This is a genomic window from Roseomonas sp. OT10 (genome assembly GCF_020991085.1).
GTDB lineage: Bacteria > Pseudomonadota > Alphaproteobacteria > Acetobacterales > Acetobacteraceae > Roseomonas > Roseomonas cutis.
In genome coordinates, this window is sequence record NZ_CP087719.1 from 2300774 (window position 1) to 2313248 (window position 12475).

Annotated in this window: 11 protein-coding genes; 6 read left to right on the plus strand and 5 right to left on the minus strand. The window is 73.1% G+C overall.

What is annotated here, in order from left to right; genetic code table 11:
• Positions 1–8 precede the first annotated feature (8 nt).
• On the minus strand, positions 9–1313 hold the full coding sequence (locus LPC08_RS10595; protein WP_230452646.1) for a hemolysin family protein: 1305 nt from the start codon (positions 1311–1313) through the stop codon (positions 9–11).
• A 245-nt stretch (positions 1314–1558) separates the two neighbouring features.
• Between LPC08_RS10595 and LPC08_RS10600 the strand changes: the two genes are divergently transcribed.
• Together LPC08_RS10600 and LPC08_RS10605 are read left to right on the plus strand one after the other, a co-directional pair.
• Complete coding sequence (locus LPC08_RS10600; protein ID WP_230452647.1) at positions 1559–4387, plus strand: glycosyltransferase; 2829 nt, start codon at positions 1559–1561, stop codon at positions 4385–4387.
• Between the two features lie 174 nt (positions 4388–4561).
• A complete protein-coding gene (locus LPC08_RS10605) occupies positions 4562–4834 on the plus strand; it encodes a hypothetical protein (protein WP_230452648.1) in 273 nt (90 codons plus the stop codon).
• 99 nt (positions 4835–4933) lie between these two features.
• Here the strand turns inward: LPC08_RS10605 and msrP are convergent, their stop codons facing one another.
• The 3 genes from msrP to LPC08_RS10620 all read right to left on the minus strand — a co-directional run bounded on the left by msrP (position 4934) and on the right by LPC08_RS10620 (position 8506).
• Complete coding sequence (gene msrP / locus LPC08_RS10610) at positions 4934–5884, minus strand: protein-methionine-sulfoxide reductase catalytic subunit MsrP (protein ID WP_230452649.1); 951 nt, start codon at positions 5882–5884, stop codon at positions 4934–4936.
• A 67-nt stretch (positions 5885–5951) separates the two neighbouring features.
• Positions 5952–7418, minus strand: coding sequence for a glycosyltransferase family 39 protein (locus LPC08_RS10615; protein ID WP_230452650.1), 1467 nt, complete (start codon positions 7416–7418; stop codon positions 5952–5954).
• Entirely contained in the window at positions 7415–8506 is a 1092-nt protein-coding gene (locus LPC08_RS10620) for a glycosyltransferase (RefSeq protein WP_230452651.1), read from the minus strand. The genes LPC08_RS10615 and LPC08_RS10620 overlap by 4 nt, the downstream gene beginning before the upstream one ends.
• 333 nt (positions 8507–8839) lie before the next feature.
• On the opposite strand from LPC08_RS10620, the gene LPC08_RS10625 reads away from it, so the two are divergent.
• Complete coding sequence (locus tag LPC08_RS10625; RefSeq protein WP_230452652.1) at positions 8840–9052, plus strand: hypothetical protein; 213 nt, start codon at positions 8840–8842, stop codon at positions 9050–9052.
• Positions 9053–9079: 27 nt separating this feature from the next.
• Here the strand turns inward: LPC08_RS10625 and LPC08_RS10630 are convergent, their stop codons facing one another.
• Positions 9080–9466, minus strand: coding sequence for a YraN family protein (locus LPC08_RS10630; RefSeq protein ID WP_230452653.1), 387 nt, complete (start codon positions 9464–9466; stop codon positions 9080–9082).
• Positions 9467–9514: 48 nt separating this feature from the next.
• Between LPC08_RS10630 and ggt the strand changes: the two genes are divergently transcribed.
• The 3 genes from ggt to LPC08_RS10645 all read left to right on the plus strand — a co-directional run bounded on the left by ggt (position 9515) and on the right by LPC08_RS10645 (position 12366).
• Positions 9515–11212: a gamma-glutamyltransferase gene (gene ggt / locus LPC08_RS10635; RefSeq protein WP_230452654.1), complete on the plus strand. Its 1698-nt coding sequence runs from the start codon at positions 9515–9517 to the stop codon at positions 11210–11212.
• A 204-nt stretch (positions 11213–11416) separates the two neighbouring features.
• Positions 11417–11878, plus strand: coding sequence for a hypothetical protein (locus tag LPC08_RS10640; protein WP_230452655.1), 462 nt, complete (start codon positions 11417–11419; stop codon positions 11876–11878).
• Positions 11875–12366 carry a hypothetical protein gene (locus LPC08_RS10645; RefSeq protein WP_230452656.1) on the plus strand — a complete coding sequence of 164 codons (492 nt, stop codon included), beginning with the start codon at positions 11875–11877 and terminating at the stop codon, positions 12364–12366. The genes LPC08_RS10640 and LPC08_RS10645 overlap by 4 nt, the downstream gene beginning before the upstream one ends.
• Positions 12367–12475 lie beyond the last annotated feature (109 nt).

Consider the following 12475-nt stretch of genomic DNA (forward strand, 5'->3'; position numbering starts at 1 on the left):
GCGGGCCCTCAGCCCTCCGGCGCCGGCTCCTCGCGGACGGCCAGCACCTTGTCCACGCGCCGGCCGTCCATGTCGACCACCTCGAAGCGCCAGCCGCTCCAGGCGATGCGGTCGCCCTCGCGCGGGACGCGGCGCAGCAGCGCCAGGATCAGCCCGGCGACCGTGTGATAGCTGCCCTCCTGCGGCAGGGCCGGCAGGTCCAGCCGGGCCTTGAGCTCGTCCGAGGGCATGCTGCCATCCACCAGCAGGCTGCCATCCTGCCGCTCCACCGCCGGGCCCGGGGCGGGCTCGGGCTCCGCGCCCAGCTCGCCGACGATGGCTTCCAGCAGGTCCGCGGCGGTCACGATGCCCTCGAAGCTGCCGTACTCGTCCATCACCAGCGCCATGCCCAGACGGTCGCTGCGCATCCGCTCCAGCGCATCCAGGGCGGGCAGGTGGTCCGGCAGCACCATGGGCTGCCGCAGCGCCTCCGTGACGGAGACGGTCCCGCCCGCCAGCATCTGGTCGAGCAGGTCCTTGGTGGCGACCACCCCCACCACGTTGTCCACCCGGCCGTCCGCGACGACGTAGCGCGTCATGCCATGGGTGCGGAGCTGCGTGGCGATCTCCTCCCGCGTCGCGGCGCGGTCCAGCCAGAGCACCTCCGGCCTGGGCGTCATCAGCGCCCGCACGGGCTTGTCCGCCAGGCGGAGGACCCGCTCGATCATGTCGCGCTCCTCGCGCTCCAGCGCCCCCGCCTGCGCGCCCTCGGCGACCACGGCCTTCACCTCCTCCTCGGTCACCCCCGCCTCCGTCGTCCCCGAGGTGCCGAGCAGGCGCAGCACGAGGCCGGAGGAGGAGGAGAGCAGCCAGACCACCGGTGCCGCGCCGCGCGACAGGGCGGCGAGCGGCCTGGCCAGGGCGCAGGCCACCGCCTCCGGGTCGCGCAGGGCGAACTGCTTGGGCACCAGCTCGCCCAGGATGAGCGACAGGTAGGTGATGGCCAGCACCACCAGCCCGAAGGCGATGTCGTCGCCATAGGGGGCGAAGCCCGGGATGCGGTCGATGACCGGGGCCAGGCTGGCCGAGAGCCGGGCGCCGCCGAAGGCGCCGGCCAGGATGCCGACCAGGGTGATGCCGACCTGCACCGTCGGCAGCAGCCGCTCCGGATGGTCCACCAGGGAGAGCGCGGTGGTGGCGCCGGGGCGGCCCGCGCGCTGCATCGCCAGCAGCCGCCCGCGGCGGGAGGAGACGACCGCCAGCTCCCCCATGGCGAAGGCGCCGTTGACCAGCACCAGCAGGAGGATGATCCCGATCTCGATCAGGGCGGACATGCAGCCTGTCTAGCCCACGCCCGGCCGTACGGGGAGCGGGCCGGCCTCGCCCGGATGCGCGCCGGCCCCGGCAACTGTTCCGATTACAGAACCTTACGCCGCGAAAATGCCGCAATCGGGTCCGAAGCGCGCCGCAGCGGGAGACGTTGATGCAGGGGACGTGCGGTCCCGGATTCGGCCGCGCTGCCCGGAGCCGCCGGGCGGCGCGTCGCCCGAGGCGGAACCGCAGAACCGCCGGACCCGCGATGAACGCCCGCCCAGAGCGACTGACGCCCGCACCCGTCCCAGCCACCCCGACCACCACCGCCAACCGATTCTCCCGCCACGCCGGCACGCTGCTGGTGCTGGCGCTGGTGGCGCTCGCCAGCCTCGGCGGCTGGTGGGCCTGGAACCGGCCGGTGGAGATGCCGGGCTTCCGGGGTCAGGTGAACGGCCTGGCCTTCGCCCCCTACCAGCGCGGGCAGAGCGCCGAGGGCAACGACTGGCCGACGCCGGAGCAGATCGAGGGCGACATCCGCCGCGTCTCGCCGATGACGCGCCACATCCGCACCTATGCCGCCCATGGCGGGCTGGAGCGCATCCCGGAGATCGCCTGGAACGCCGGCTCCGACCTGCGGGTGACGCTGGGCTCCTGGCTGGACCGGCGGCTGGACCGCAACGCGACGGAGATCCGCAACCTCGTCCAGGTGGCGCGCGAGTCGCGCAACGTGGAGCGGGTGCTGGTCGGCAACGAGTCCATCCTGCGCGCCGACCTCTCCGTGCCGCAGCTCGTCGGCTACATCCAGCAGGTGAAGCGGCAGGTGCGCCAGCCCGTCTCCACCGCCGAGCCCTGGCACGTCTGGCTCGACCATCCGGAGCTGGGCGAGGCGGTCGACTTCATCACCATCCACCTGCTGCCCTACTGGGAGGGGCTGCCGGTCGACGACGCGCTGCGCTTCATCATGGAGAAGTACGACGCCGTGCAGGCGCGCTTCCCCGGCAAGAAGATCCTGATCGGCGAGGTGGGCTGGCCCTCCGACGGCCGCGACATCGGCGCGGCCCGGGCGACGCGCGTGAACCAGGCGATGTTCCTGCGCAAGTTCTTCAACATCGCCGAGCGGCGCCGCCTCGACTACTTCGTCATGGAAGCCTTCGACCAGCCCTGGAAGGTGTCCTTCGAGGGCCGCGCCGCCGGCTACTGGGGCATGTTCGACCTGGACCGCCACGCCAAGTGGCCGATGACCGGCGCCGTGCAGGAGACCCCGGGCTGGGCCGGCTGGGCCATCGGCTCCACCCTCTTCGCGGCGCTGGCGAGCTTCTTCTTCCTCTCGCGCCGCCCCGACATCCGCCTGACCGGCAAGATCCTCGTGGCCGGCCTCGCCCAGATCTTCACCACCGGCACGGTGCTGGTGCTGCTGGCCATGTCGCAGACCTACCTTTCCACCGCCGCCGGCGCGATCTGGGGCGTGCTGATCGCCGGCCAGCTCCTGCTCCTTGCCCTGCTGCTGTCGGACAGCTTCGAGCTGGCCGAGACGGTCTGGGGCCGGGTGAGCAAGCGCCGCTGGCCCGCCCTGTCGGCGCCCGACGGCGCCGCGCTGCCCAAGGTCTCGCTGCACCTGCCCATCTGCAACGAGCCGCCGCACATGGTGCGCCAGACCCTCGATGCGCTGGCTGCCCTCGACTACCCGGACTACGAGGTGCTGGTCATCGACAACAACACCACCGACCCCGCCCTGTGGGAGCCGGTGGCCGAGCACTGCGCCCGGCTGGGACCGAAGTTCCGCTTCTTCCACCTCGGCAAGTGGAAGGGCTTCAAGGCCGGCGCGCTGAACTTCGCCCTGCGCGAGACGGCGCCCGACGCCACGGTGATCGGCGTGCTGGACAGCGACTACCTGGTGAACCCGGACTGGCTGCGGCGCATGGTGCCCTTCTTCGACCGGCCGGAGGTGGGCTTCACCCAGTCGCCGCAGGACTACCGCGACGGGAACGAGGGCTGGTTCAAGCGGATCATGTTCTGGGAGTATGCCGGCTTCTTCAAGGCGGGCATGGTCACGCGCAACGAGCGCAACGCCATCATCCAGCACGGCACCATGACGCTGATCCGACGCGCCGCGCTGGAGGATGCCGGCGGCTGGGCGGAGTGGTGCATCTGCGAGGACAGCGAGCTCGGCCTGAAGCTGATGCGCCAGGGCTGGGAGGCGGTCTACGTCCCCGACAGCATGGGCCGCGGCGTGATGCCGGACGATTTCTCCGCCTATCGCAAGCAGCGCCACCGCTGGGCCTTCGGCGCGATGCAGATCGTCAAGGGCCACTGGCGCGCGCTGCTGAACCCCTTCGACCGCTCGCTGACCCAGGGCCAGCGCTTCCACTTCGTCATGGGCTGGATGCCCTGGTTCGGCGACGCGCTGGGGCTGGCCTTCGTCATCGGCGGGCTGTTCTGGTCGCTGGGCCTCGTCCTGCTGCCGATCAGCAACCCGCTCTCCTATCCGGGGCTGCACGAGGCCGCGGCCGGCATCGGCATCGGCGAGGGGTTCTGGACGGCGCTGCGCACCGCGCTCCAGGCGGTGGGGCTGTCGAACGAGTTCCCCATTCTGCTCTTCATGCTGCCGAGCCTGGGGCTCTTCGCCTTTAAGCTGTTCCAGATCTGGACGCTCTACGCCGCCCGCGTCGCCTGCCCGGCCGGCGACCGGCTGGCGGCGGCGCTGGGCGGGCTGGCCCTGACCCACACCATCGGCAAGGCGGTGTGGCAGGGCCTGTTCAAGCGCCGCGCCCACTTTGCCCGCACGCCGAAGATGGAGGACGCGCCCGCCCTGGTGCAGGCCTTCGCGACGGCGCGGGAGGAGATCATCCTGCTCGCCCTGCTCTGGACGGCGGTGCTGGGCGTCTATCTGGTCCACCGCAACGGCACCTGGGAGGCGGTGCTGTGGTCGGTGATCCTGCTGGTGCAGTCGGTCCCCTACCTCGCCGCCGTCTCCATGGCGGTGGTCGCCGCCCTGCCCGCCCGCCGCGGCTCCGCCGTGGCGATCGGCACTCCCGGCGCCGTACCGGGGACGAGCAGCGCTGGGCAGGTGGTCGCCCGCACCGCCGGGGACTGATCCGACGCGGTGCGACGCACCTCACCTGCAGGCCGGGAATCCGGGAGCCGCGACCGCGGCTCCCGGTCCTGTTTCGGAGACCGGTCCGCCGATCAGGATTTTTTGAATGTTCCTCGATTTACGGGACGCGTTAAGGCTAGGTTAATACAACCCGCCGTTGACCGAGGGGCCTCCATGCCGGACGCCAGCATCCTCCCCTTCCCCGCCACGCGACGGCTGGACACGGCCTTGCGGCGGCTGCAATCCGCGCAGGTCGCGCAGGTGCAGGCCCTGGCAAGCTTCCGGGAAAGCCTCGAACGACTCCGAGCCCAGACCTCGGAGCTGGAACGCTCCACCCGAGCCTGGCAGTGCGAGATCGACCGGTCCGGCGCCGCGGCAACCCGAGCCTGTGAGGCTGCCAGCCAACTCGAAGCCACCGCGGAGCGGATGGCGCCCAGCATCGCCTGAGCCCAATATCCCCTGGGCTCCATATCGCCCTGGCCTTCTCGCCCGGATGGCGCCGCCCCCTGGCCTCCGGGGCCGGGGCGGCAACGCCGTTCCGTCAGGTCAGACGTAGAGCCGCTCGCCCTGCAGGTTCTTGTAGAGGTCCGCGACGAACTCCTCGTAGCCATTGAACATACGGGTCGGCACCCGCTCGTTCGTCCCCAGCAGCCGCTCCGTCGCCTGCGACCAGCGGGGATGCGGCACCTGCGGGTTCACATTCGCCCAGAAGCCGTACTCGGTGGATTGCAGCTTCTCCCAGAAGGATACGGGGCGGCGGTCCGTGAAGATCACCTTCACCACCGACTTGCCGCTCTTGAAGCCATACTTCCACGGGAACAGGATCCGGATCGGCGCCCCGTTCTGCGGCGGCAGCGGCTTGCCGTAGAGGCCGGTGGCCACGAAGGCCAGCTCGTTCCTCGCCTCCTCCATGGTGCAGCCCTCGATATAGGGCCAGGGGTACCAGACCTGCCGCAGGCCCGGCATGTTCGCCGGCTGGGTGGCCGTCTCGACCACCAGGTACTTCGCCTCGGGCTTCGGCGCCGCCAGCCGCACCAGCTCGGACAGCGGAAAGCCCGTCCAGGGCACCGTCATCGCCCAGGCCTCGACGCAGCGATGCCGCAGCACCCTCTCCTCCAGGGAGACCTGCTTCAGCAGATCCTCCAGCCCGATGTCCCGCGGCTGCTCGACCATCCCCTCGAAGCGGATCGTCCAGGGGCTGACCTGCAACCGCTGGGCCGCGCGGGCGATGCCCTTGTCGCTGCCGAACTCATAGTAGTTGTTGTAGGTCGTGGCCTCCCGCTCGGGGGTGAGGTCCCGCTCGGGCCGGTAGCGCGGGTTGCGCATCGCCGCGCCGGCGCCTTGCGCCGCCCCCTGGGCGAAGCCCGGCGCCGGCAGCCCCGCCACGGCCAGCAGCCCGGCGGCGGCGCCGACGGCGCCTCGCCGTCCGAGCACGAAGGCCTCGGGGGTGACGGCGCTCTCGGGAAGCTCCCAGCCGCGGCGTCGACGGATCAGCATCGGGGCATGTCCTTGCCTGGAGGGGAACAGATGTTCGTCGTCCTGCCCCCGCGTCAAGGACGTGCCGTCACGGCCTCGGCAGAAGCGCGAAGGGCACCACCGGGCGAAGGGCGGGATCGACGGTGAAGCGGTGCAGCCGGTACCGCTCGGCGGGGATGCCGCGCCGCTCGCGCACCACCTCCCCCAGTACGGGCCCGGCCCCGGGCCAGAGCGGCAGCCCGTCGCCGCGCCGCTCGCTGCGGACCAGCAGCCCCTTCGGCGGCAGGGGGCCCTCGGGGAAGTCGAACAGGTCCCAGCGGTCGCCGATGGCGACCACGGGCGTGCCGGGCGGCAGGCGCAGCGCCAGCTCGCTCGCCAGCCCGTATTCCTCGGCCGCGATGAAGTCCGCCCCGGCGGCGATGCGCGCCGCCTCCACCCGGGCCGCGAACCCGTCCCAGCCGCCCAGCCGCGCCAGGGTGGGATCGGCGCCGCGCGGAAGCGGCGCCGGAGCCGCCGTGGCCTGGACCAGCGCCGCCAGGGTGATGAGGAGGCCGCTGGCCAGGGCCGGCCACCGCCAGCGCGCCCAGCCGCCGCCGAGGCAGGCCGCGGCGGCGAGGCAGAGCGCGGGGTAGAGGATGGCGGGCCAGTTCCCCTGGACCCGCCCGCCCGTCGCCTGCCACAGGAAGAGCAGCACCGCCGGCCAGGAAAGGGCCGCCAGCAGCCCGGCGGCGGCATCCCGTCGCCACCAGGCCCGGGTCGCCGCCCAGAGCCCGGCGAGGCAGAGCAGGAAGATCACGGGCGTGACCAGTGCCGCCTGCCCGCCCAGCAGCTCGCCGAGGTAGCGCAGCGCGACGCCGCCCTCGCGCATCCCGGCCCGCCCCCCCTGCTTGGCGAAGGAGGCCCAGCCATGCGCGGCGTTCCACAGGATGACGGGGGAGAAGACCAGCCCGGCCAGCAGCCCGCCCGCCCAGAGCCGCCAGTCCCGCAGCCAGGGTCGCGCCGTGGGCTCCGCCAACAGCCAGAGCCCGAGGCCCGCACCCAGCAGGACGGCGGTATACTTCGACAGCAGCGCCAGCCCGGCGAAGAGCCCCACCGCCAGCCACCAGCGCCCGTCGCGCCCCGCCTGTGCCTCGGCGGCCGCCCAGAGGGCCAGGCACCAAAAGATGACCAGCGGGGTGTCGGGGGTCACCAGCACCGCCCCGGCATTCAGCAGCAGGGTGGCGTTCAGCAGGGCCGCCGCCCAGGCACCCGGCCGCCGCTCCGGGAACAGCCGGTTGCCCGCGCGCCAGAGCGCCAGCGAGGCGGCGGCCACGCCCAGCGGCCCCAGCAGCCGGATGCCCAGCAGCCCGGCGCCCCGGGCGCCCTCGCCCAGCAGGGCCGTGCCGGCGGCGATCCAGGCGGCGACCATGGGGGGGTGGTCGTAGTAGCCGGGCGAGAGGTCGTGCGACCACACCCAGTAATAGGCCTCGTCCGGCGCCAGCGGGACCAGCACGGCCGCCAGCAGGCGCGCGGCGCTGAGGGCCAGCAGGCCCAGCAGGAAGGTCCGGTCGCTCAACGCACCCGCCAGACCAGGGTGGAGGAGACGGCGTAGTTCCAGACGGCGGTGATCATCGCCCCGGCCGCGCCCGCCGGCACCCAGGCCAGCAGCGCGTCGCGGACCAGCAGGCTGGCGATGCCGACATTGGCGACCGCCCCCATGCCGCAGACCAGGTAGAACAGCGCCAGCCCGCGCCAGAGCGCCGGGCCGCGGCGACGGCGGTCGCGATAGGTCACCCGGTTGTTCAGCAGGAAGTTCGCCGTCATGGCGACGAAGGTCGCGACCCATTGCGCGGCGGCGAAGTCGAGGCCGGCCAGCCGCACGGCGATGCCCAGCGTGACCAGGTGCACCGCCACGCCGACCGCGCCCACCGCCACGAAGGACAGGAAGCGCCAGGGCAGCAGCCCGCCCAGCGCCTTGTCCAGCAGCAGGGCGAGGAACTCGATCAGCACCGTCGCGTCCAGCTTGGATTCCCCGGCCTCGCGCGGGCGGAAGACATAGGGGACCTCCGCCACCCGCAGCGGCCGGCCGGCGGAGAGGAGGATGTCGAGCAGGATCTTGAAGCCGCGCGCCGACAGCCGGGGGACCAGCGTGTCGAACAGCGGTCGCGGCAGCAGGAAGAAGCCGCTCATCGGATCGCCGACCGGGGTGGGCAGCAGCGCCGCCGCCAGCCGGGTCCCGGCCGAGCTGATCCGCGCCCGCCCGGTGGAGAAGCCCTCCCCCGCGGCACCGCCCTCGACGTGGCGGCTGCCGACCGCCACCTCGGCGCCGCCGTCGCGCACCGCCGCCAGCATCTGCGGCAGGATGCGCTCGTCATGCTGCAGGTCGCCATCCATCACGGCGACGTAGGGCGCGGCGGAGGACAGGATGCCCTCCACGCAGGCCGAGGACAGGCCACGGCGTCCCACGCGCCGCAGACAGCGCACCCGGCTGTCCCGGGCAGCGATGGCCTTCACCGCGGCCGCGGTTCCGTCGGGACTGTCGTCGTCCACGAAGACGGCTTCCCAGGCCACCCCGGACAGGGCGGCCTCCAGGCGTGTCACGAGCGGCGCGACATTCGCGACCTCGTTGTAGCAGGGGATGACGACGGTGAGTTCGGCCGGCACGCGGCGGGCTTAGAGCAGTTTGCCGGTGGCGCAAACTGGCCGGGGGGCGGAGCGGGGTCCGGCGCGGCGCAGCCGGCCAGGACCCGCCGGCGCGAGGTGTATTTCGCGCCGCAACATTACGTTGACTCGACCGGTTTTGTTCCGCCTGTCTACTGAATGGCGTGCAACGATTTGCAATCCTTAACCTTCGGGGACTTGCCCCATCCTCGAACTGGTTCCGATGACTAAATTCTTAATCATCCCTTCAGAAATCAACGCTACCGTTTCCCACGGTTATGGCGTGGTATGAGGTTGCGCTCACGCTTCCGTGGGCATCTGCCTGGATCCACAACGATGCCGTCCGATGGCACCCCGATTGCTGCCGCCATCTCGCAACTCGTCAGCCAGACTGACCTTCTGGCTGCCAGGGCGCATGAGGCCGGCGATTCCCAGGCCGCCGTCATCCTTGCCCAGATGGCTGGCCTTCTCCGCACGCTGTTCGCGGCCGGCACCAGCGGGCCGGCCGATGCCCGCGCCGCCGGCGAGAGCATGACGGCCGCCGCCTGAGCCGCCGAATGGCGGCCGCGCGTCGGGTCAGCCCTCCTCGCGGAAGGCATCCACGACGCGGCGCACCCGGCCCAGGGCATCGACCAGCAGGACATCGAAGCGGATGCCGGCGGAACCGTGGCCGGGGTTCAGGGACAGCCAGACCTCCGCGGCCGCCAGCAGCCGTGCCTGCTGCGCCCGGCCCAGCGCTGCCGCCGCGGTCGCCAAGCTGGGGCGGGCCTTCACCTCGACGAACGCCAGCAGCCCGCCGCGCTCGGCGATCAGGTCGATCTCCCCGGCCGGCGTGCGCGCCCGCTCGGCCAGGATGAGCCATCCCTCGGCGCGGAGCGCCGCCGCGGCCGCCGTCTCGGCCAGGCGGCCCTGACGCTCCGCCTCGCGACCGCGCGCGGCGCGCCGCGGGGCGGCGATTTTCACGAGTGGGGGACGCATACCCTATGGTGCCGCCAAGCTGCGGAGTCGGCCATGCGACGCCTGATCCTTTTTCTGCTCCTGCTCGCCCCCGCCGCCCGGGCGCAGCCCACCCCCCTTCCGGTCCCGCCGCCCGCACCGGTCCGCATGGTGGCCACCGCCCATCCGCTGGCGACCGAGGCGGGCCTCGCCATCCTGCGCGACGGCGGCAACGCCATGGACGCCGCGGTGGCGGTGCAGGCGGTGCTGGCCCTGGTGGAGCCGCAATCCTCCGGCATCGGGGGCGGGGCGCTGCTGCTGCACTTCGACGCCGCCTCCAGGGAGGTGTCCGCCTGGGACGGGCGGGAGACGGCCCCGGCCGCCGCCGGACCCGGCCTGTTCCTGCGGGACGGGCAGCCCCTTCCCTTCTACGATGCGGTGCTCTCCGGCCGCAGCATCGGCGTGCCCGGAGCGGTGGCCATGCTGGAGGCGGCGCACAAGGCGCAGGGCCGCCTTCCCTGGGCGCAGCTCTGGCAGCGTGCCATCGCCCTGGCGCGGGATGGCTTTCCCGTCTCCGCCCGGCTGGCGGCGCTCATCGCCGCGGATGCGGAGCGGCTGCGGCGCGACCCGGCGGCGCGCGCCTATTTCCTGGCGGCGGACGGACAAGCGCTGCCGGAAGGCCATGTCCTGCGCAACGCCGCCCTGGCCGAGACCTTCGCCGCCATCGCCGAGCAGGGGGCCGCGGGGCTGCTGCGGGGCCCGGTCGCGGCCGACATCGCCGCCGCGGTCCGCGGCCATGGCGAGGGCGGGCTGATGACCACGGACGACCTGGCCGGCTATGCGCCGAAGCGCCGCGCCCCTGTCTGCGGCCCCTACCGTGCCGTGATCGTCTGCGGCTTCCCGCCGCCGTCCTCGGGCGGGGTGGCGGTCGCGCAGATCCTGGGCGTCCTGGAGCATTTCGACCTGTCCGGGCTCGACCCGCGCGGGGCCGATGCGGCGCACCTGCTGGCGGAGGCGGGACGGCTGGCCTTCGCCGACCGGGCGCTCTACCTGGCCGATGCGGATTTCGTGGCGGTGCCGCTGCGCGGGCTGCTCGATCCCTCCTACCTGACCGGCCGCGCCCAGCTCATGGACCGCGACCGCGCCATGCAGGCCGTGCGCGCGGGCAACCCCAACTGGCGCCAGGCCGTGCTGGCTCCGATGCCGGAGCAGCCGGAGCACGGCACGAGCCATGTCGCCATCATCGATTCCGACGGCAACGGCGTGGCCCTGACCACCACGGTCGAGGACGCGTTCGGCGCGCGGCTGATGGTCCGCGGCTTCCTGCTGAACAATGAGCTGACCGACTTCTCCTTCCGGCCGGAGGTGGACGGGCGGCCCGTGGCCAACCGGGTGGAAGGCGGCAAGCGGCCGCGATCCTCGATGTCGCCCACGCTGGTGCTGGACCGGGAGGGGCGGCGGCTGCTGATCGCCGCGGGCTCGGCCGGGGGCGCGCGGATCATCGGCTACACGGCGCAGGCGCTGGTGGCGATGCTCGACTGGAACCTGGACCCGCAGGCCGCGCTCGGCCTGCCGCATGTCGGAACGCTGGGCGGAGCGGTGGAGCTGGAGGCCGGCACCTCGGCCGCAGCGCTCGCCCCGGCGCTGCAGGCCAGGGGCCATCTGGTCGAATCCCGGCCGATGCCCTCGGGCTCCCAGGCCATACGCGCGACGGCGCGGGGGCTGGAAGGCGGCGCCGATCCGCGGCGGGAGGGCGTGGCCGCCGGGGAGTAAGGCGGACGGGGCACGGCAGAGGGGGCCACGTCCGGGCCGGGACCCCGAGGGGTGGCCAGCGGCGCCAGGGCCGATATGGTCAGCGCCCGTCCGGTGGGCGCACCGGACCCCTTCGTCAGGACGACCCGCGACCGCATGACCTGTTGCCCCTCTGCCAAGCCCCGTCGCATCGGCCCCCTCCTCGCCGCCCTGATCCTGCTCCCCATGGCCGCCTGTGGCCCGCTGCTCGGCGCCGGCACGGAGACGGCGGCCGGCATCGCGGGGGCCGGCATCGCCAGCGCCGTGACCAGCAATGCGACGGTCGCGACCGGCATCGGGCTGGGCGTCTCGGCCGGGGCGCGGGCCGGGCTGCAGTATGCGCAGCGCCGCGTGCACCGGGACGCCCAGAACGCCGTCGCCCAGGCCGCCGGGCGGCTCGCCCCCGGTCAGGTCGGACGCTGGAGCGTTTCCCATGCCGTGCCGATCGAGCCGGATGGTCGCGGGCGGGTCACGGTGGTGCGGGAGCTGGGCGGCGCCGGCTTCGCCTGCCGCGAGATCGTCTTCTCCGACGAGGAGACGGATGGTCCGGGCGAGGCCTTCTTCACCGCGATGGTCTGCCGGAACGGGGACACCTGGCGCTGGGCCACGGCGGAGCCGGCCACGGAGCGCTGGGGGTCGCTGCAATGACGGCCGGAGCCTGGCGCGCGGCTCCGCTGCTGCTGGCCCTGTGCGGCTGCCAGGCCCTGCCGCAGGTGACCGGCGCCGTGACCGCCATCGCCAGTGGCGGCGTCACCGCGAATCCGGCGGTCGGGCTGGCGGTCGGGGTGGTCACGACCGCGGCGACCGACGTCGCCGTGAAGTATTATGGCCGCTCGCGCCAGGATGCGACGCAGCAGGCCATCGCGGAGGTGGCAGGGCCGCTGCCCAGCGGGCGCCAGGCGTCCTGGCGGATCCGGCACAGCATTCCCATCGGCAACGAGCATGGCGAGGTGGCGGTGGTGCGCGACATTCCCAACCCGCTCGCCCCGTGCCGGGAGATCGTGTTTTCCGTCGCGGACGGGGAGGAGGCGGCGAGTCCCCGGCTCTGGTTCGCCTCGCACATCTGTCGGCAGGCGGGAGGGTGGCGATGGGCCAGCGTCGAACCGGCGGTGGAGCGCTGGGGCTCCCTGCACTGACCCTCCGCGGTTCACAGACCTTCAGCGAACATGGTTTAGTCTGCCCGCGGCAGAGCGGGGGCCCATGTCGGCCGTCTGCTCCGACGCGGGGCCGCCGCCGCACCGGGTG

Excerpts from the sequence above, each read along its gene's own strand:
- LPC08_RS10595 (WP_230452646.1), bottom strand. The coding sequence starts at position 1,313 with ATGTCCGCCCTGATCGAGATCGGGATCATCCTCCTGCTGGTGCTGGTC.
- LPC08_RS10600 (WP_230452647.1), top strand. The coding sequence starts at position 1,559 with ATGAACGCCCGCCCAGAGCGACTGACGCCCGCACCCGTCCCAGCCACC.
- LPC08_RS10605 (WP_230452648.1), top strand. The coding sequence starts at position 4,562 with ATGCCGGACGCCAGCATCCTCCCCTTCCCCGCCACGCGACGGCTGGAC.
- msrP (WP_230452649.1), bottom strand. The coding sequence starts at position 5,884 with ATGCTGATCCGTCGACGCCGCGGCTGGGAGCTTCCCGAGAGCGCCGTC.
- LPC08_RS10625 (WP_230452652.1), top strand. The coding sequence starts at position 8,840 with ATGCCGTCCGATGGCACCCCGATTGCTGCCGCCATCTCGCAACTCGTC.
- ggt (WP_230452654.1), top strand. The coding sequence starts at position 9,515 with ATGCGACGCCTGATCCTTTTTCTGCTCCTGCTCGCCCCCGCCGCCCGG.
- LPC08_RS10640 (WP_230452655.1), top strand. The coding sequence starts at position 11,417 with ATGGCCGCCTGTGGCCCGCTGCTCGGCGCCGGCACGGAGACGGCGGCC.
- LPC08_RS10645 (WP_230452656.1), top strand. The coding sequence starts at position 11,875 with ATGACGGCCGGAGCCTGGCGCGCGGCTCCGCTGCTGCTGGCCCTGTGC.